22 protein-coding genes are annotated in these 18,221 nt (G+C 70.7%); 5 read left to right on the top strand and 17 right to left on the bottom strand.

Annotated features, from left to right (window positions below):
• Positions 1-24: 24 nt before the first annotated feature.
• The 12 genes from OG295_RS28570 to OG295_RS28515 are packed head-to-tail and all read right to left on the bottom strand — an operon-like array spanning position 25 to position 11,212.
• The gene (locus OG295_RS28570; protein WP_266837856.1) at positions 25-336 is read right to left on the bottom strand and encodes an STAS domain-containing protein; all 312 of its coding nucleotides are present in this window, start codon (positions 334-336) and stop codon (positions 25-27) included.
• A 25-nt stretch (positions 337-361) separates the two neighbouring features.
• Positions 362-2,506 (bottom strand): glycogen debranching protein GlgX, encoded by a 2,145-nt coding sequence (glgX, locus tag OG295_RS28565; RefSeq protein ID WP_371679482.1) that lies wholly within the window; start codon positions 2,504-2,506, stop codon positions 362-364.
• Entirely contained in the window at positions 2,503-2,847 is a 345-nt protein-coding gene (locus tag OG295_RS28560; RefSeq protein ID WP_030234084.1) for an STAS domain-containing protein, read from the bottom strand. Before OG295_RS28560 ends, glgX begins: the two co-directional genes overlap by 4 nt.
• A 37-nt stretch (positions 2,848-2,884) precedes the next feature.
• On the bottom strand, positions 2,885-4,708 hold the full coding sequence (locus tag OG295_RS28555) for an AGE family epimerase/isomerase (protein ID WP_371679481.1): 1,824 nt from the start codon (positions 4,706-4,708) through the stop codon (positions 2,885-2,887).
• Between the two features lies 1 nt (position 4,709).
• Complete coding sequence (locus OG295_RS28550; RefSeq protein ID WP_371679480.1) at positions 4,710-5,144, bottom strand: VOC family protein; 435 nt, start codon at positions 5,142-5,144, stop codon at positions 4,710-4,712.
• On the bottom strand, positions 5,144-5,755 hold the full coding sequence (locus OG295_RS28545; RefSeq protein ID WP_371679479.1) for a DJ-1/PfpI family protein: 612 nt from the start codon (positions 5,753-5,755) through the stop codon (positions 5,144-5,146). The genes OG295_RS28550 and OG295_RS28545 overlap by 1 nt, the downstream gene beginning before the upstream one ends.
• Complete coding sequence (locus OG295_RS28540; RefSeq protein WP_371679478.1) at positions 5,748-7,364, bottom strand: GMC family oxidoreductase; 1,617 nt, start codon at positions 7,362-7,364, stop codon at positions 5,748-5,750. Before OG295_RS28540 ends, OG295_RS28545 begins: the two co-directional genes overlap by 8 nt.
• Before the next feature lie 15 nt (positions 7,365-7,379).
• Positions 7,380-7,763, bottom strand: a complete 384-nt coding sequence (locus OG295_RS28535) for a nuclear transport factor 2 family protein (RefSeq protein ID WP_371679477.1) — start codon at positions 7,761-7,763, stop codon at positions 7,380-7,382.
• Between the two features lie 13 nt (positions 7,764-7,776).
• On the bottom strand, positions 7,777-8,232 hold the full coding sequence (locus OG295_RS28530) for a nuclear transport factor 2 family protein (RefSeq protein WP_371679475.1): 456 nt from the start codon (positions 8,230-8,232) through the stop codon (positions 7,777-7,779).
• 13 nt (positions 8,233-8,245) lie between these two features.
• A complete protein-coding gene (locus tag OG295_RS28525; RefSeq protein WP_371679474.1) occupies positions 8,246-8,677 on the bottom strand; it encodes a nuclear transport factor 2 family protein in 432 nt (143 codons plus the stop codon).
• Positions 8,678-8,710: 33 nt separating this feature from the next.
• Positions 8,711-10,354, bottom strand: coding sequence for a thiamine pyrophosphate-binding protein (locus OG295_RS28520; RefSeq protein ID WP_371679473.1), 1,644 nt, complete (start codon positions 10,352-10,354; stop codon positions 8,711-8,713).
• A 33-nt stretch (positions 10,355-10,387) separates the two neighbouring features.
• Positions 10,388-11,212, bottom strand: a complete 825-nt coding sequence (locus tag OG295_RS28515) for a type 1 glutamine amidotransferase domain-containing protein (RefSeq protein WP_371679472.1) — start codon at positions 11,210-11,212, stop codon at positions 10,388-10,390.
• A 277-nt stretch (positions 11,213-11,489) separates the two neighbouring features.
• Between OG295_RS28515 and OG295_RS28510 the strand changes: the two genes are divergently transcribed.
• The 5 genes from OG295_RS28510 (at position 11,490) to OG295_RS28490 (ending at position 14,949) form a co-directional block, all read left to right on the top strand.
• Positions 11,490-11,762: a UBP-type zinc finger domain-containing protein gene (locus tag OG295_RS28510; protein WP_371679471.1), complete on the top strand. Its 273-nt coding sequence runs from the start codon at positions 11,490-11,492 to the stop codon at positions 11,760-11,762.
• Between the two features lie 104 nt (positions 11,763-11,866).
• Positions 11,867-13,504, top strand: a complete 1,638-nt coding sequence (locus tag OG295_RS28505; RefSeq protein WP_371681339.1) for an FAD-dependent oxidoreductase — start codon at positions 11,867-11,869, stop codon at positions 13,502-13,504.
• 70 nt (positions 13,505-13,574) lie between these two features.
• Positions 13,575-14,066, top strand: a complete 492-nt coding sequence (locus OG295_RS28500) for a hypothetical protein (protein WP_371679470.1) — start codon at positions 13,575-13,577, stop codon at positions 14,064-14,066.
• 77 nt (positions 14,067-14,143) lie between these two features.
• Positions 14,144-14,473, top strand: coding sequence for a putative quinol monooxygenase (locus OG295_RS28495; RefSeq protein WP_371679469.1), 330 nt, complete (start codon positions 14,144-14,146; stop codon positions 14,471-14,473).
• A complete protein-coding gene (locus tag OG295_RS28490) occupies positions 14,470-14,949 on the top strand; it encodes a group II truncated hemoglobin (RefSeq protein ID WP_371679467.1) in 480 nt (159 codons plus the stop codon). Before OG295_RS28495 ends, OG295_RS28490 begins: the two co-directional genes overlap by 4 nt.
• Before the next feature lie 56 nt (positions 14,950-15,005).
• Here OG295_RS28490 and OG295_RS28485 read toward each other — a convergent pair whose 3' ends face one another.
• From OG295_RS28485 to rpe, 5 genes are all read right to left on the bottom strand, one after another.
• On the bottom strand, positions 15,006-15,422 hold the full coding sequence (locus tag OG295_RS28485; protein WP_371679466.1) for a barstar family protein: 417 nt from the start codon (positions 15,420-15,422) through the stop codon (positions 15,006-15,008).
• Positions 15,419-15,874 carry a ribonuclease domain-containing protein gene (locus tag OG295_RS28480; RefSeq protein ID WP_371679464.1) on the bottom strand — a complete coding sequence of 152 codons (456 nt, stop codon included), beginning with the start codon at positions 15,872-15,874 and terminating at the stop codon, positions 15,419-15,421. The genes OG295_RS28485 and OG295_RS28480 overlap by 4 nt, the downstream gene beginning before the upstream one ends.
• Positions 15,875-15,940: 66 nt before the next feature.
• On the bottom strand, positions 15,941-16,162 hold the full coding sequence (locus OG295_RS28475; protein ID WP_266837885.1) for a CarD family transcriptional regulator: 222 nt from the start codon (positions 16,160-16,162) through the stop codon (positions 15,941-15,943).
• 95 nt (positions 16,163-16,257) lie between these two features.
• Positions 16,258-17,304, bottom strand: a complete 1,047-nt coding sequence (locus OG295_RS28470) for a sugar-binding transcriptional regulator (RefSeq protein ID WP_371679463.1) — start codon at positions 17,302-17,304, stop codon at positions 16,258-16,260.
• Between the two features lie 104 nt (positions 17,305-17,408).
• The gene (rpe, locus tag OG295_RS28465; protein ID WP_371679462.1) at positions 17,409-18,095 is read right to left on the bottom strand and encodes a ribulose-phosphate 3-epimerase; all 687 of its coding nucleotides are present in this window, start codon (positions 18,093-18,095) and stop codon (positions 17,409-17,411) included.
• Between the last annotated feature and the right edge of the window lie 126 nt (positions 18,096-18,221).

Here is an 18,221-nt window from a genome sequence, read left to right as displayed (position 1 = left end):
TCACCGCGCGGTCGGCCGTGCCGCTCAGCCATCGGACAGCTGGATGCTGCGGTCGAGGCCCGCCGTGCGGATGGTCCGGGAGACGGGCTCGATGGCGCCGACCACCTTGATGGTGACGCCGGAGCCCACCTTCTGCTGGGCGAAGACCAGGGAGCGCAGCCCGGCGCTGGCCATGTAGCCGACCCCCGCCATCCTGATCTCGACGGTGCCGGTGCCGTGACCGGCGGCCTTCTCGATCGTCTGGTGGAAGTCGGGGGCGGTCTTGGCGTCCAGCTCGCCCGTCAGTTCGATCACGGTGGTGTCGCCCTCGATGCTCAGGGACACGGAAAGCGGCATGTCAGGTCTCCTTCGGTCGGGCGGCTCAGTCGTCCCGGGGGTCGGGGTCGTTCGCGCGGCCGACCAGGATCACGACCGAGCGCGGGCCGATCAGGTACTTGCCGGCGTTGTCCAGCTCCTGTTCGGTCCCCGGGGTGCGGATGTCGTACGGCGCCTCGGCGCCGGTGTCGGCGAACAGGTGCCAGCTGCGGCCGCCGGGCAGCGCGGGCAGTTCGAGGTCGTGCGGCTCCCAGTGGGAGTTCATGGCCACGTAGACCACGTCCTCGTCACCGGCGCCGCAGCGGGCCACCGCCAGCAGCCGGCTCTCCGCCGACCAGTCGGGCTGCCAGGCCCGCTCCCCGTGCCAGCTGATGTCCGGCAGGCCCAGGCTGTCGCGCAGCCGGCCGGTGGGGTGCGAGGTGGAGCGCAGCTCGCGGTGGTGCTTGCGGAAGCCGATCATCTCCCGGGTGAACCGCAGCAGTTCGGCGTTCCCGTCGACCTGGTCCCAGTCGAACCAGGAGAGCTCGTTGTCCTGGCAGTAGGTGTTGTTGTTGCCCAGCTGGGTCCGCGCGACCTCGTCCCCGGCCAGCAGCATCGGGATGCCCTGGCTGGTGAAGAGGATCGCGAGGGCGTTCTTCATCTGGCGCAGCCGCAGCGCGGACACCTCGGGGTCGTCGGTGGGCCCTTCGGCGCCGCAGTTCCAGCTGGCGTTGTCGTTGCCGCCGTCGTTGTTGCCCTCGCCGTTGGCCTCGTTGTGCTTGTCGTTGTACGAGACCAGGTCGGCCAGGGTGAAGCCGTCGTGTGCCGTCAGGAAGTTGACGGAGGCCGAGGTCCCGCGGCTGGAGTAGAGGTCGGGCGAGCCCGCGATCCGGGTCGCCAGCTCTCCGGTGACCCCGGGGTCGCCCTTGAGGAAGCTGCGCACGGTGTCCCGGTACTTGCCGTTCCACTCCGCCCAGCGGCCGTAGGCCGGGAAGTTGCCGACCTCGTAGAGGCCGCCCGCGTCCCAGGCCTCGGCGATGAGCTTGGTGTGCCGCAGGACCGGGTCGAAGGCGAGCAGTTCCAGCAGCGGCGGGTTGGGCAGCGGGGTGCCGTCCGCGGACCGGCCGAGGATGGCGGCGAGGTCGAAGCGGAAGCCGTCGATGTGGTAGTCGGCGACCCAGTGGCGCAGGCAGTCGAGCACGAAGTTGCGCACGACGGGGTGGTTGCAGTTGACCGTGTTGCCCGTGCCGCTGAAGTTGAAGTAGTACCCCTCCGGCGTGAGCATGTAGTACGTGGCGTTGTCGAGGCCCTTGAAGGAGATGGTCGGGCCCAGCTCGTTGCCCTCGGCGGTGTGGTTGAAGACGACGTCGAGGATGACCTCGATGCCGGCCGCGTGCAGGTCCTTGATCAGGGTGCGGAACTCGTCGCCCTGCATCCCGTAGCGTCCGGTGGCCGCGTAGCCGGCCTTCGGCGCGAAGAAGGAGACGGTGTTGTAGCCCCAGTAGTCGTAGAGCCTCTCGCCGGTCTCCGGGTTCGTCCGCGGGTTGTCGCTCTCGTCGAACTCGAAGACGGGCAGCAGCTCGATGCAGTTGATCCCGAGCTCCTTCAGGTACGGGATCTTCTCGCGCAGGCCCGCGAAGGTGCCGGGGGCGGTGACCCCCGAGGAGGGATGGCGGGTGAAGCCGCGCACGTGGGCCTCGTAGACGACGAGGTCCTCGGCGGGGATCCGCAGCGGGGTGTCGTCGGCCCAGTCGAAGTCCTGGAGGCAGACCCGCGAGCGGTACTGGTAGCCGCGGCTGCGGTCCGGTTCCACGCCCCACACGTCGCGGCCGGCGATCAGCCGGGCGTAGGGGTCGGAGAGGACCTGCCGGGCGTCGAAGCGGTGTCCGGTGGCCGGGTCGAAGGGTCCGTCGGCCCGGTAGCCGTACTCGATGTTCTCGTGGTCGAGGCCGAAGACGGTCATGGCGAAGACGCTGCCCGTGCGGAACTCCTCGGGGAACTGCAGCTCGGCCATCGGCTCGGGCTCTCCGCGCTTGAAGATGACCAGGGTCATGGAGGTGGCCTGGTCGGAGAAGACGGAGAAGCTGACCCCGCCCGGGACCACGTTGGCCCCGAACGGGAACGGCTTGCCGGCGCGGACGCGGTACCCGCCCACCTCGTGGGTCGGGTACGCGTCCACCCGCAGCACCTGCTCGGAGGAGGTCTCGCTCATCGCGCGACCTTGGCCCTCGCCGCGGCGGCCGCGGCCTCGCCGGTCTCGAAGAAGTCGAGGAAGCCGGTGGCCGACATGACGAACCGGACTTCCTCGCTCACCCCGTACAGGGTGACCGCGACGCCGGCGTGCTGCGCCTCCCGGTAGACGACGAGCAGGGTGCGCAGGCCGGCGCTGGACACGTAGGTGACGGCGGTCAGGTCGATGCGCAGCGGCCGGCCCTCACGGACCAGCGGCAGGAGTGCCTGGAGCAGGGCACCGGAGGTCTCGCTGTTGATCTCGCCGGTGGCGACGAGCACGGTGCCCGACTTGTTCCGGCGTTCCTTCACGGTCAGAGTCATTGCATTCCCCTCGTGTTGGGGCGCCCCCCGTTGAGCGCTACTTCCGGTTCACCGGCCGGAGCCGGACCTTGACCTTGACCCGTCCCTGGACGTCGGGGAGGTGGACGGTCAGCTCGTCCGCGTCGAATTCCTCGTACGGCTTCTCGTCGATCTCCACGGACGCGATCCGCACCGAGCCCGCGGGCAGCAGGTCGGGCGAGACGCGCAGGGTCCGTCCGGGCAGGTCGGTCGGATCGGGCTGGAAGTGGAAGTCCATCTCCCGGCCGTTGATGAGCAGGTTGTTGTAGACGGCGGCGAGGTAGCAGAGTTCCGCCGAGTGGTACATGGACATCGAGTGGCTGCCCTTGAGCCGCTCGGTGCCGAGCAGGTACGGCGTGCCGCTGGCGAGCACGTTGAAGTACACGGCTCCCTCGTCGTGGTCGAGGAAGAAGGTGTTGTAGAAGGCCTGCGCCTGCCGGGCCTCGCGCAGGTCCGCGTCGTCGCCGACCGTGCCGTTCAGGATGAGATAGGCGAGGATCGCCTGTTCCTGCTGCCACCAGGCCTTGCGGTCGTGCCAGGCGAAACGATACGTCTCCTCCTCCCCGCGCTTCACCCGCTCCACCACGTCGTACCAGCCGCCCCGCTGGACGTCGCTGCCGACGGCCGGCATGATCCGGCCGATCTTCCGGGCGAGCTCCTCGTACGCCGGCTTGGCCTTCAGGGAGTTCATCCGCATCAGGTTCCAGGCGATCTTGAGGTTGTGCCCGACGACCGCGCGGTTCTGCTGCCAGCTGTGCGCGGTGTCGTGCGACCAGTCGCGGAAGAAGCGCTCCTGGACGAACGGGCTGTTCTCGTAGTCCGGGAACCGGTCCGCGATGGTGTCGAAGGTGTACTCCAGGAAGTCGGCGTACTTCTGCTCGCCGGTCGCCAGGTACAGGTTGATCAGGTACGCGGGCGCGTGGTCGCCGACCGAGTTCCAGTTCTTGCGCTCGGCGTTCTCGCCCAGCGACTCGTGGTCGGGGCTGAAGAGGATCGGGTCGATGTGCGAGTAGTAGCCGCCCTGCTCCTCGTCCTTGAAGAACGTGTCGAAGAGCCGGATGGTGGCGTCCGCGTCGTTCCTGATCCGGACGTCACCGGTGACCCGGTAGGTCTGGACGGGGCCGGCCAGCGCGTAGATCTGCTCGTACATCGGGATCGCGTCGTAGTCGTCGGAGAACTCCGAGGTGAACAGCTTGCGCTCGCTGTCCCCGTCGACGCTGATGCCGTGGTACCAGAAGACCACGTCCTCCTCGGTGTCGACGACCCGCATGTGCTTGCGCAGGTACTCGGTGCCGCGCTCGGCGATCTCCAGGTACTCGTCCTTGCCGGTCAGCAGGTAGGCCGAGGCCATGCCGTAGACCAGCCGGGAGATCGTGTCGGTCTCCTGGACGTGGCTGGCGGTCTTGTCCCCGCCGAGGCGGATCTCGGTGCGGTACTCGGTGAAGTCCACCGGCCCGTCGCCGAACTGGGCCCGCTTGTAGAAGTCGGCCAGCGACTCGATCTGCTTGATCCACCAGCCGGTCTCCTCGAACCGGTAGTCCTCGGCCCCGCGGCCCAGGAACACCAGCCGCTTGGCCTCGAACCTTCCGTCCCCCTCCGGGTAGTGGACCCCGTAGACGAAGAGGAAGCGGCCCGGGGAGAGCATCTCGTCGATGTGCCCGGAGGCGTCGACGTACGGCTCGTCCAGGTTGCGCACCAGCTCGGCACTCGGGTCGCCGGCGAGCGAGACCTCGAACTCGCGCTCGTCCGCGGTCTTCAGGCGCAGCAGCCGCGCCCCGGAGTCGAAGCGGACGACGTAGCCCGCGATCGTGTCGGAGAAGGAGAAGCCGGGCGAGCTCGCCATGTCATGCACCGTCCTTGTCGTGTGAGCGGTCGTCCTCGAATCCCTGGCTGACCTCGACGATCACCCCGTCGGGATCGCGGACCCACACGGTCCGCCACCCGCAGATGAAGTCGTCGAAGTCCAGTGGTCCCAGCGTCACTTCGGCCGCGTCGCCCAGCTCCGCGAGGAACGCGTCGACGCTGTCGGTGCGGAAGGCCAGGTGCCGTATCCGGCCCGGGGCCGGCGGGCCGTCCTCGTGCGCCGTACGGGCCGGCTCGGTTCCGGCCTCGAAGAGCTCCAGGTAGGCGTCCCCCTTGCGCAGGAACACGATCCGGGCCTCCCCGAGGTCGACCACCCGGGCCCGGGTGAAGCCGAAGTGGCGGGTGTAGAACTCCTCGGTGGTCTTCTGGTCGGCGCAGTTGAGGCCCACGTGCGACCAGACCATCGCGCCCGGCATCAGCCCGCCCTCCGGCCCCGCCCTGCGGCGAGCAGGTCGATGATCCGGCGGGCGAAGAGGTGGTGGTGGGCTCCGGTGCGGCCGGTCACCAGGTCCCCGTCGACCACCACGTCCTCGTCCACGTACTCGGCGCCCATGTTGCGGACGTCGCCGATGAGGTTGTTGTGGCAGACGACCTTGCGGCCGCGCACCTTGCCCGGGATCGAGGACGCCAGCCACATGCCGTGGCAGATGATCCCCTTGAGCACCGTCGGCTCCTCGAACGCCCGGCGCAGCAGCTCCGTCGCCGGGGCCAGAACGTCCACGTCCTCGGTGTAGCGCAGCCGGTCGGCGACCATGCCCGAGGGCACGATGAGCGCGGAGTAGCCTCGCAGCTCCTCGTCGGCCAGCCCCTCCAGGGAGCGGTCGGCGGTGAAGGGCGCCCGGTACTCGTGCCCGGTGAAGGTGATGGACTCGTTGCCCCACAGCCGGGTCAGGAAGTCGACCTCGGCGCCCTCCTCCGCGAACCGGCGCTGGTAGTAGAAGATCTCGGGCTCGTAGAAGTCGCTCTCGACCAGGACCGCGATCCGGGTCCCGGACAGCGCTCCCTCGCGCAGGACCGCGTCAGGCACGGGATTCCCCCCTGTTCCGGCCTCCGATGAAGTCCGCCGCGCGTTCGGCGATCATCGCGATGGCGGTGTGGCAGTTGCCCGACGGGACGGCGGGCATCACGCTCGCGTCGACGACGCGCAGGTTGCGCACGCCGTGCACGCGCAGTTCGGGGTCGACGACGGAGAGGTCGTCGACGCCCATGCGGCAGGAGCCGGCCTGGTGGTGGTAGCTCTCCGCCTTCTGCCGCACGAAGGTCCGCAGCTCCTCGTCCGAGACGTGCCCCGGCCCCGGCTGGAGCTCCTGCTTGTACCAGGGCGAGAAGGCGGAGGTCGCGAAGAGCTCCCGGGCGATCCTGACGCCCTGCACCATCCGCTCCAGGTCCCACCGGTCGCCCAGGTAGTTCGGGTGGATCAGCGGGTGGGCCAGCGGATCGGCGCTCGCGAGCCTGATCCAGCCCCGGGAGACCGGGCGGACGACGCCGGGCAGGATGGACACCGTGTTCGGGTGGTCCTGGCCGACGATCACGTCGAACGGGACGTGGACGAAGGCGATCTGCAGGTCCGGAGCCGGCAGACCGGGCCGGGAGGACAGGAACAGAGCGCTCTCGGAGAGGTTCTGCGCGGGCGGCGGCAGTTCCTGGGTGACCTCGGCCATGAGCCCGGTCAGCACGTGGTTGTGGAAGTTCTCCCCGACCCCGGGCAGGGCGGCGGTGACCTCGATGCCGTGCTCGCCCAGCTGCTCGGGGTGTCCGATCCCGGAGAGCATCAGCAGCTTCGGGGACTCGATCGCCCCGGCGGCCACGATCACCTCGCGCCGGGCCCGTACGGTGTGCCGTCCCGGCGCCGCCGCCCGGCTGTGGCCGTCGCGCACGGTGCGGCCCGGGATCTGCGCCGGGGCCAGGAGCTGTTCGTACTCGACGCCGGAGCAGGTGTCCCCGTCGAAGAGCAGCCGGGTGGTCTGGGCGTCGGTGCGCAGGGTCAGGTTGGACCGCTCCAGCGCCGGTTCCAGGTAGGCGGCCAGGGTGCCCTGGCGGCGGCCGTCGGCCACGTCGATGTGGTGCCAGCCGGTGCCGAAGAGGCCGCGCCGGGGGCCGTCGGTGTTGAAGTCGGCGATCTCCCGGTGGCCCAGCTCGACGGCCGCGTCGATGAAGGCGCGGGAGACCGGGTTGGGGCCGTGGAGGCCGGCGTTGGTGACCCGCTGCGGGCCGCCGGTGCCGGTGGTGGGCGCGGTGGGGTCCTCCTGGCCCTCCAGCAGGGCGAAGTAAGGGAGCACGTCCTCGTACGCCCAGCCGGCCGCGCCCTGGTAGGCCCAGTTGTCGAAGTCCGAGGCGTGGCCGCGGATGTGCATCATGATGTAGAGGTTGCTGCTGCCGCCGGGGGCCTTGCCGCGCGGTTCGTACGTACGGCGTCCGCCCAGGCCCGGCTGCGGGACGCTGGTGTAGCCCCAGTCGACGGGCCCGCCCAGCAGCTTGTACCAGGAGGACGGGTCGTCCACCTCGGGCGGGATCCGGGAACCGCCCGCCTCCAGGACCAGGACCGAGACGTCCGGGTCCGCGGAGAGCCGGTTCGCGAGGACGCTGCCGGCGGTGCCGGAGCCGACGATCACGTAGTCGTACTGCTCTGTGGCCACGGGTGCCTTCCCCCCTCAGTCCTGGCCCAGCACCTGGAAGGGGACGGTGTCGTGGTGGTTCGACATGTAGGCGATGCGTCCGTCCACGATCCGGAAGAAGTTCATGACCTCGGCCTCGATCGCCTCGCCGGAGGCGCTGACGGCGGTGAGGTGGGAGACGGCGGCGGCCTTCTCCCCGTCGACGAGGAAGTGCACGGGCTCGTTGCGGAAGACCCGGTACATGGTCCCCATGCCCTTCATCATCGAGCGCAGGGTCTCCAGGCCCTCGATGTGTCCGGCCAGCTGCTCGTCCATGACCTGGTCCTCGGCGAACAGGTCGCACCAGCGGTCCCAGTCCCCGGCGTTGGCGTACTCGTAGTACTTGGTCAGGATCGTTCGGGCGTCGTCCGTCGTGCTCATTGCGGTCATCCCCCTATCGGTCCCTGCGGGTTCCGTCCGGCGCGAAGGGCGCCCAGAACTGGCTGAAGGCGGAGGCGGTGTCGCCGAAGAGCCCGTCGCGGCCCTCGACGATCCGGCCGTCCCGCCAGCGCATGAAGTGGAAGACCGGGTAGTCCATCCGCTCGTACGGGGTGGTGCTCCCCGGGTCCGCGCCGTCCCGCAGGGCGACGTTGCGGCAGACGTCGGCGCTGCAGTCCTCGCCGACCAGGACCGCCTCCAGGTCCATCCGGAAGGTGCCGCCCGTGAGCTTGTGGGTCCGGCCCATCAGCTCCAGGAAGGCGTCGAGGCTCTCGTACCAGCCGGCGAGGGGGTGGTTGCCCGGCACCAGCCAGCGCAGGTCCTCGGAGTAGTACTCCAGGATGCGGGCCCGGTCGCCGGAGCCCAGGGCCCGGTAGGCGGCCTCGACCCGCTCGCGGGTCACTTCGGTCATCGTGGCCGTCCTCTCAGAGCGAGACCGAACCGGGCATCGGCGCCAGGTCGTTGACGGTGTACTGCTTGATCCGCGGCCCGTCCGGGCCGGCCACCACGGTCCAGGTCTGGTCGGCGTCGAAGCCACCCCACTGGCTGCGGGCGGCCGGCGCGTCCCAGATCTTGAACTGCCAGTTGACGAGGACCCGGACGATCGCCCGGTCCCCCTCGATGACCGGCTCCACCTTGGTGACCGTGTGCACCTCGTCGAAGAACCGGTTGGTGACGGCGTCGTACCAGCGGGCGAAGTCCCGGTGGCCGAGGAAGGTGTCCTCGGGGACCTTGAACTCCAGGTCCTCGGTGATGAGGGCGAGCACCTGCTCCAGCGGCAGGTGCCGGTCCAGGGCCACGTACCAGTTCTCGGTGAAGGTGCGGATCGCGTCCTCGGTCAGCCGCTCGGCGGGCATGCGGTCTCCTCCTGTCCGTGGGTGTCGCTCGGGTCAGATCTGGATGTCGACGAGGTACGGGCCGGGGTGCGCCAGCATCCGCGCGACGGCGGCCGGCGCCTCGTCCGGCTTCTCCACGCGGGTTCCGTCGGCGCCCAGCGCCCTGGCCAGGCCCGCGAAGTCGATCTCGGGGTGCGCGAGGTCGAAGGAGCCCGGGTAGGGGTGCTCGGCGATGTCCCGCTCGCGCCAGTACTGGGCGATGTTGTCGTCGAGGAGGCGGTACTTGCGGTTGTTGCAGACCACGAACTTGGCGTCGATCCCGTACCGGGCCGCCGTCCACAGGGCCTGGTGGGTGTACATCGAGCCGCCGTCGCCCGCGAAGCCGACGACGAGCCGGTCGGGGTGGGCGAGCTTGGCGCCGACCGCCCCCGGGAAGCCCACGCCCAGCGATCCGCCCCGGGTCAGGTGGTAGTCGCCGGGCCGCTCCGGCGGCAGGTACCGGGTCACCAGCGGCGAGGTGGTCAGCGCCTCGTCGAAGACGATCAGGTCCCGGCCGGTGCGCTCGGCCAGCGTCCGCAGGAAGACGGCCATCGGCGTGCCGTCGTCGTCCGCCGCGAGGTCCGCACGGGCCCGCTCCCGGGTCCGTACGTCCAGCCGCGCGGCGGCCGCGGCCCGCTGCGCCGGGCTCTGCCGCTGCTCCAGTACGCCGGCCAGCGCGCGCAGCGCCTGGCGCGGGTCGGCGGCCAGCCCCAGGTCCACGGGGTGGTTCTTGGCGATCTCGTAGGCGTTCAGGTCGATGTGCACGACCTTCGCACCCGGCCGGAAGGGGTTCTCCAGTTCGGGGAACACCTCCGGGAAGACGTAGGTGCCCACGATCAGCACCGCGTCCGCGTTCCCGACCAGCTCCTTGCTGTGCGGGCCGAACATGTGCCCCGTCTGGCCGCGCCGCAGCGGGTGCGAGGCGGCGATGTTCACCTCCGAGGAGTCGACCTCGAAGACGTCGGCGCCCAGCAGTTCGGCGACGGCGACGAGTTCGGCCTGCGCCCCGGAGAGCGCCACCCCGTCCCCGGCCAGGACCACGGGCCGGGCGGCGCCGGCGAGCAGGCCGGCCGCCCGCCCCACCGAGGCCGGCGAGGGGGCCACGTCGGTGAGCGGCACCGTGGCGGGCAGCACGGGCTCGGAGTTGAGCTCGTCCAGCACGTCCATGGGCAGGGCCACGAAGACGGGGCCGCGTGGCGGGGTGAGGGCGATCTTCACGGCCCGCCGCACCGTGCGCAGCACGGACCGCGGGTCGGTGACCCGGGTCGCGTACTTGGTGACGGGCCTGGCCATGGCCACCAGGTCACAGGCCATCTGCGCGTCCATGGCGTCGTAGCGCACCCCGGCGTCACCGGCGACGACGACGAGCGGGGTGTGCCCGCGCAGCGACTGGTAGAGCATGCCTATGCCGTTGCCCAGACCCACACCGGAGTGCAGCTGGAGCAGGGCCGCGCCGCCCGTGGCGCGGGCGTAGCCGTCCGCGATGCCCGCGGCCACCGTCTCCTGGAGCGCGAGGACGTAACGGAAGTCCGCCGCCGCGTCCACCGCGTCGAGGAATCCCTGTTCCACCGTTCCCGGATTTCCGAACATCACCTTCAGGCCGTCGGCCTTGAACTGCTCGATCAGCCTTTCCCGGCCGGGAGTCGCTGCGGCGTTCACGGTGTTCCCCCTTTTCTCCCGCGGATCGCAGAATTACCAGCCGTAGCGGGTGAGACCGTCTTCCAGGACTTCCACGATCTTCTGCCCGGTGAGGTAGGAGTCGGGGGTCGAACGTCCCGTCACGAAGGGATAGTCGACGATCACGGAGACAGGCTTTCCGAAATTCCCGTGGTAGGCGCCGCGCGGGCCCGTGGCATCGCGCAGGATGTACTCCAGCGGGTACGGGGGCGGGCCCATGTTGAAGTCGGTACCGAGGAATCCGGTGCCGTCCTTGTAGTCGTACTCCTTGCAGTGGCCGGTCACGTGCTTGCCCCAGACGATGCTCTTGCGGTCGTCCCAGTCCCGGGCGAAGGCCAGGCAGGCGACCCCGTAGCACTCGGCGGCCACGACCTTGCCGGCCTTCTCGAAGGCCAGGACCAGGGCGTGCACCCGCTCGTTGTTGGCGAGGTCGGCGATGGGGCCGCTGCCGCCGACGATGAGGATCGCGTCGAAGTCCGCGATGTCGGCGTCGAGCTTCTCCAGGTCGCGGTGGTACTGCTCCAGCTTGCGCAGATAGCCCTCGTCGCTCGTGTACGGGCGCTCGGGCACCCAGGCCTCGATGTCGAGCGGCGAGTCGAGCCGGCTCGACTGCTCGAACTCGCGGCCCAGCCGGGCGTTCTCCTCGGTGGTCACCGAGCGGCCCAGCGGGGGGTCGACGTAGTTCGCGTCGAGGCTCGGCGGAAGTGCGTGGGCGCGCTTTCCGGTCGGCGTGGCGAATACGGTCTCATAGCCCCGCTCGTCGAACTTCGATACGGGACCGATCAGTTCCTCGGCCCAGTAACCGTGTTCGGAGACAATGACCAGAATCTTTCTGCTCACAGATTCCTCCAGGCGCCGCCTGTTGTCGTTGGCGTCCCCCACACTGCGTGCGCCCGGTGCCCGCGTCAAAGGGCCCGAATGCGACTTCGTGAGGTAGCGGGCAAGGTGGTCCGGGCACCTCACGTAGTCGTCCCGCGAAGTCATGAAGTACCCGCCGGACTTCCTGACCTCGGCCGGATCGATGAACCTTTCCCGGATCTCCGACTTATGGTCTGGACGCGCCGTGGACCCCGGGCGGGCCGGGGGGCACGAGTGCGCGAGGAAAGGGACGGGGACGATGACGATGGACCTGTTGTGCACACACGTCGACCTGATACGTCCGGTGAAGGCCGGCTCCGAGGGCTGTGAGGAGTGCCTGCGGTCCGGTGACGGCTGGGTGCACCTGAGGATGTGCCTGAGCTGCGGGCACGTCGGCTGCTGCGACTCGTCGAAGAACCGTCACGCCACACGGCACTACCGGACCACCGGTCACCCCATCGCGGCCTCGCACGAACCCGGCGAGGACTGGGCCTGGTGCTACGCCGACAAGCTGATGCTGGACCCGGCGTGAGCGCGGCCCGGGAGGGCGCCACCGCCCCCGCCACCACCGACCCCGCAACCGCCGTCCCGGCCCCCGCCGAGCGCGCGGAGAGCCGCAAGCCGGTCATCCTGGCCGTGGACGACGACCCGCAGGTGCTGCGGGCGGTCCGCAGGGACCTGCGCAGCGCCTACGGCGACCGCTACCGGGTGCTCGGCGCCTCCTCCGCGGCCGACGCCCTGAAGATCCTGGACTCCCTCGACGAGCGCGGTCACGACCCCGCCCTGTTCCTCGTCGACCAGCGGATGCCCGACGTGACCGGGGTGGAGTTCCTGCTGGAGGCCGTCAGCCGGTTCCCGGACGCGCGCCGGGTCCTGCTCACGGCGTACGCGGAGACCGACGCCGCGATCACCGCCATCAACCGGGTGCGGCTGGACTACTACCTGCTCAAGCCCTGGGACCCGCCGCACGAGCGGCTCTTCCCGGTCCTGGACGACCTGCTCTCCGACTGGCTGGCCACCTACCGGCCGGCGTACGACGGGATCATCGTCGCGGGGCACCTGGTCTCCCCCGGCACCCACGCCGTCCGGGACTTCTTCACCCGCAACGGGCAGCCGTTCCGCTTCCTGAACGTCGAGCGCGACCCCGAGGCCCTGACGGTGATCGCCGCCGCGCAGGCGGACGCCGCGCTCCCGCTGGTGCGCTTCCCGGACGGCTCGGTGCTCTCCGCCCCGAGCGACACCGAGCTGGCCCGCCGCCTCGGCCTGGCCACCACCGCCTCCCGCCCGCACTACGAGTGCGTCATCGTCGGAGCCGGACCCGCCGGGCTGGCCGCCGGGGTGTACGCGGCCTCCGAGGGCCTGTCCACGCTGATGCTGGACTCCCGTGCCCCGGGCGGGCAGGCCGGCACCTCCAGCCTGATCGAGAACTACCTCGGCTTCCCCTCGGGCCTCTCCGGCGGCGACCTGACCCGCCGGGCCACGATCCAGGCCTCCCGGTTCGGCGCCGAGATCCTGCACCCCGTCGAGGTGGTCTCCCTGACCCGGGACGACCCGGCGAAGATCCTGACCCTGGCCGACGGTACGGAGATCAGCGCCGAGACGGTGCTGCTGGCGACCGGCGTCTCGTACAACCGGCTGGACGCCCCCGGCGCGGACCGGTTCGAGGGCGCGGGGCTGTACTACGGCGCGGCCACCACGGAGAGCTCGGCCTGCATCTCGCAGCACGTGTTCATCGTGGGCGGCGCCAACTCGGCCGGGCAGGCCGCCGTCCACTTCGCCAAGTACGCGGCCCGCGTGACCATCCTGGTCCGCGCCGCCTCCCTGGACGCGAGCATGTCCCGCTACCTGATCGACGAGATCGAGCGGACCCCGAACGTCGAGGTCCGGGTGCGCACGACGGTGGTGGCGCTGGACGGCGGCGAGCACCTGGAGCGGATCACCCTGCACGACGCCGACACCGGTGCGGACACGGTGACCCCGGCCCGGTTCATGTTCACCTTCATCGGCGCACGCCCGCACACCGACTGGCTGGCCGGGGTGGTGGAGCGCGACGGGTACGGCTTCGTGCTCACCGGCTCCGACCTGATCGCCAACGGCGGAGAACTCCCGGCGGAGTGGAGCCTGGAGCGCGCGCCCTACCCGCTGGAGACCAGCGTCCCCGGGGTCTTCGCGGCGGGCGACGTCCGGGCCCACTCGGTCAAGCGGGTCGCCTCGGGCGTCGGCGAGGGCGCCATGGCGGTGTCGCTGATCCACCGCTACCGCTCGATGGGCTGAGAGCGAACACCCGGCCGGACACCGGCCGGGCCCTTGCGATCAAGAGGAGAGCGGATGCAACGTTGATTACATGATTACAGCCGAACAGAGCGAGAAGCTCCGCGCGTGGTTCGCCGAGCGCCTGCCGGTGGACGTCTACGAGTCCCTCGTCTCGGTCACCGTCGACCGGGAGGAGATCACGGTCGTCGGCACCGTCCCGGCGGCCGAGTCCGTCAAGGAGTTCCGCGAGCGCACCCGCGAGCAGCGCATCGAGGTCGCCCGGGAGGCGGAGGAGCTCTACCGCCGCAAGGTCGCCTGGGGCGTGCGTTCGGGTGCGGAGACCACCCTCTTCACCCACCTCGCCGTCCCCGTCATGACCCGGCTGCGCCAGTCCGAGCGCCAGGTGCTCGACACCCTGGTCGCCGGGGGCGTGGCGCGCAGCCGGGCGGACGCCCTGGCCTGGTGCGTCCGCCTCGTCGGGAGCAACACCGACACCTGGCTCGCCGAGCTGAGGGAGTCCCTCGACAAGGTGCGGGAGGTCCGCGCCCAGGGCCCGGACATCCAGAAGTCGCAGTCCGAGTAGGGGAACCCCTCGCCGGGCACGCATGATCCCGGAAGGGTAGCCGGGACCACCTGATCCCAGGGAGAGGCACGCACACCATGACCACGACCGTCGAGTACATCCGCTACCGGATCGCCTCGCAGGACCAGCAGGCGTTCGAGGAGGCGTACGCGAGGGCCGCCGAGGCCCTGGCCGCCTCGCCCGAGTGCATCGACTACGAGCTGGCCCGCTGCGAGGAGGAGAAGGAGCGCTACATCCTCCGCATCCGCTGGACCTCGATCGACGCCCACCTGAACGGCTTCCGCAAGGGCGAGCACTTCCCTGCGTTCTTCAGCGCGATCCGCCCGTACGTGACGGCCATCGAGGAGATGCAGCACTACCTCGTGACCGGTGTGGTGGGTCCGGGAAAGGCCGCCGGTCAGTCATGAGCACCACGCCCACGATCTACGAGTGGATGGGCGGTGCGGAGGCCATGCGCCGCCTCACCGACGTCTTCTACGCGCACGCCCTGCGGGACGAGATCCTGGCCCCGGTCTTCGCGGGCATGGACTCGGAGCACCCCCAGCACGTCGCCGTCTGGCTGTCGGAGGTCTTCGGCGGCCCGGCGGAGTACTCGGCGCACCACGGCGGCCACCGGCACATGGCCACCAAGCACCTGGGGCGCGGCATCACCGAGAAGCAGCGCCGCCGTTGGGTGGACCTGCTGCTGGACACGGCCGACGAGGTCGGCCTGCCGACGGACCCGGAGTTCCGCGCGGTGTTCGTCTACTACATCGAGTGGGGCACCCGGATGGCCCTGATCTACTCGGGCCCCAATCCGCCGCCGGTGGACGCGGCGAAGATCCCGGTCTGGTCCTGGGGCCAGACCCCGCCCTGGGTCCCCGAGGCCGTGGCGGGCGAGTGACCACCGTGGGGGCGGCCCGGGCCGCCCCCACGGACGTTCCCGGGCCCCGGGGGCCCTCAGCCCCGGCGGGGTCCGGGGCGCGCGGCCCGGGGCGGAGCCCCGTCCGGGGCGGACCCGGCCAGCAGCACCGTCAGCGGCGCGGCCCCCTCGGCCTCGCGCCAGAAGTCCACGGCCTCCTCCAGGACCTCCCGCAGCGTCTCCCAGTCCTGCGGACGCTCGGCCGCGTACCCGCGCCAGGAACTCACCACGAGCAGCCTCCCGGGCGCCGGCGGCAGCCACGACAGGTCCACCAGTACGTCGGCCAGCGCGTCCCAGTTCCCGCCGAACCACTCCGGCGCCCGCAGGACGTCCGCGCACCGCCGCATCAGGGCGGCCTTGCTCCGTACGCCGTCCAGGTCCAGCCGTACGACGGCCCAGCCCGCCTCCTCGGCGGCGGCCAGCGCGGGGGCGAGCGGCTGCGGGTCCAGGCTCATCGGAGAACCGCCTTGAAGGTCTGGTAGTGGTCGTCCGTGTAGTAGAACTCCCCGCCCCCGCCGGTCACGATCCGCCGGGCCCCGCGGTCGCGTTCGCCCGGGGTCCGCACGGTGAACTCGTGGTAGTAGCCGCGCTTCTGCTTCGGCAGGACCTTCTCGAAGTTCCCGAAGACGGTCCCGTCCTGCCGGTACGCGTACGGCCCGCCCCTGTCGATCAGGGCCAGCACCTCGCGCGCCTGCTGCGGCAGCGCGTCGGCCCGCACGGTGGCCATCCCCCTGGCCCACCCGGGGACCTCGCGGGCACCCGCGCTGGCACCCGTACCCGCGCCGGCGCTGGTGGCGGGCGGCGGGGCGGACTTCCCGCCGCATCCCGCCGCACCGACCAGCACGGCGCACAGGAACAGAGCCCCCAGCACACGCAGCAGCGACCGGGGCACGTTCCGAAGGATCATGCACCGATCGTGCCAAATATCCGATTCGCTCGCGAATCGCCTGATGGCGTCAGAGCACTGACGGGCTCAGAGCACGGACATCTTGGTGTAAGGGCTCAGGATTCGTTTCTGGACCGACCCGAAGTCGACGAGAACGGCGATCCCCTCCTCGATCCCGACGACACGGCCGAGGCCGTGCTCGTCGTGACTCACCCGGTCGCCGACGCTGAACTGCCGGAGCGGCGGTTCCACGGGGGCCTTGAACGGGCTGGACGGCAAATGGCGGCGAGGTACTGCTGACTTAGTCATCGAAGCCAGTATGCGCCCCCGGGGCCGCCCCGCGGTCCGCTGTTCGGGTCTCGATTCCGGCACCATCCGCATCACCGGCCGGCGCGGCCGCCCCGTCAGTCGTCCGGGTCGGCCCGGTCGAGCGCCGGACGGAGCCCGGGAGCGGACTCGGTGAGCAGGTAGTCCGCGACCGCCGTGTCCGTGACGAGGCTGGTCACCAGCCCGGAACGGAGCACCGCCCCGATCGCGGAGGCCTTGCGCAGGCCGCCCGCGATCGCCACGACCTCGGGGATCCGGCGCAGCCGGTCCGCCTCGACGGTGATGCACCGCTCGCCGAGGTCGCGCCCGACCCTTCGGCCTTCCGAGTCGAAGAGGTGTGCGGACATCTCCGCCGCGACGCCGAGGGAGGCGTAGTGCGCGCGCTCCTCGTCGGTCAGCATGTCGTGGACGGTGGAGATGCCGGGCTCCCAGGAGCCGATCGAGACGGCGGCGACCGTCACCTTGTCGAAGTACTCGAAGGCCCGCGCGATGCCCGTCTGGCTGCGCAGGGCGGCCGCGGTCGCCGGATCGGGCAGCAGCATCGGGGCGTAGATCGGGTGGGCGTCCCCGCCGGAGACCTGCGCGGCCCGGCGGACGGCCTCCACGGAGCCGCGCTCGGCCGTCCCGGCGTCGTACACGCCGGTCAGCTGGACCACGGTGCAGGGGGGCAGCCGGTGCAGGGAGGCGGCCATGTGGATGGTGGAACGCCCCCACGCCAGCCCGAGCACGTCGCCCTCGTTGACGAGCTCGCCGAGCAGGTCGGCGGCGACCGCGCCGAGGTTCTCCGGGTCCGGAGCGTCCTCGGTGGCGTCGGCCGGCGACTCCACCACGACCGCGTGCCTCAGCCCGTACCGGGCGCGGAGCGCGTCGGAGCGCTCCGCGTCCAGTTCGGCCGGCACCCGGATCTCGATGCGTACGAGGTCGCGTTCGAGGGCCGTCTCCAGGACCCGGGCCACCTTGAAGCGGCTCACGCCGAACTCCTCGGCGATCTGGATCTTGGACTTGCCCTCCAGGTAGAAGCGACGGGCCATGGCCGCCGCCTGCACCAGCTCCGCGGGTCCCATCCGCAGGGCTGACCGTCCCGCCGACATTGCAGACACCGCGCTCTCCTCACTGCTGTTCACACTGTCGTGTTCACACTCTCGACTCGCCGTTCATCCTGTCAGATCCGACGGCCGTTGATCAGCCTGGACGGCTTCCGTTCACCGAGCTGTTCATCAAGCCTCGCTCAGTGGTCGCACGCCCAGGGGGCGGCGGCGATCGCCGCACCCGCCTGCTCACGCAGGGTCCGCACCGCGGCGGCCGGGTCGACCGCCCCGTAGACCGCGCTGCCCGCGACGAACACGTCGGCGCCGGCCTCCGCCACCCGCTCGATCGTGGAGGCCGAGACCCCGCCGTCGACCTGGAGCCACAGCTCCAGCCCGTGCTTGGCGATCAGCTCCCGGGTCCGGCGGACCTTGGGCAGCATGATGTCGAGGAAGGACTGGCCGCCGAAGCCCGGCTCGACCGTCATGATCAGCACCATGTCGAGCTCGGGGAGGATGTCCTCGTACTGCTCGATCGGGGTGCCGGGCTTGAGCGCCATCGCCGCACGGGCCCCCTTCGCCCGGATCTCCCGAGCGAGGCGCACCGGAGCCGCGGCGGCCTCGGCGTGGAAGGTGACGGAACCGGCCCCGGCCTCCACGTACTGCGGCGCCCAGCGGTCCGGGTCCTCGATCATCAGGTGCAGGTCCAGCGGGATGTCCGTGGCACGGCTCAGGGACTCCACGATCGGGACGCCGAGGGTGAGGTTCGGGACGAAATGGTTGTCCATGACGTCGACGTGCAGCCAGTCGGCCCCCTCGACGGCCCGCGCCTCGTCGGCGAGACGGGCGAAGTCGGCGGACAGGATGCTGGGATTGATCTGAACGGCCATGCCCCAAGCCTGCCATGCCCTCGGCCACTTCCGGCCACGGCCCCGGAACTCGGGGTTTCCGTAGCGGCACTTAATTGATCATGGAGCATATTTCACTTGTCCTTCGATGTGCGGGTGGTGGACGGT

The organism is Streptomyces sp. NBC_01276, from assembly GCF_041435355.1.
Lineage (GTDB): Bacteria > Actinomycetota > Actinomycetes > Streptomycetales > Streptomycetaceae > Streptomyces.
Note: the sequence above shows the minus strand (reverse complement) of the source record. Positions and strands in the feature narration are given on the sequence as shown.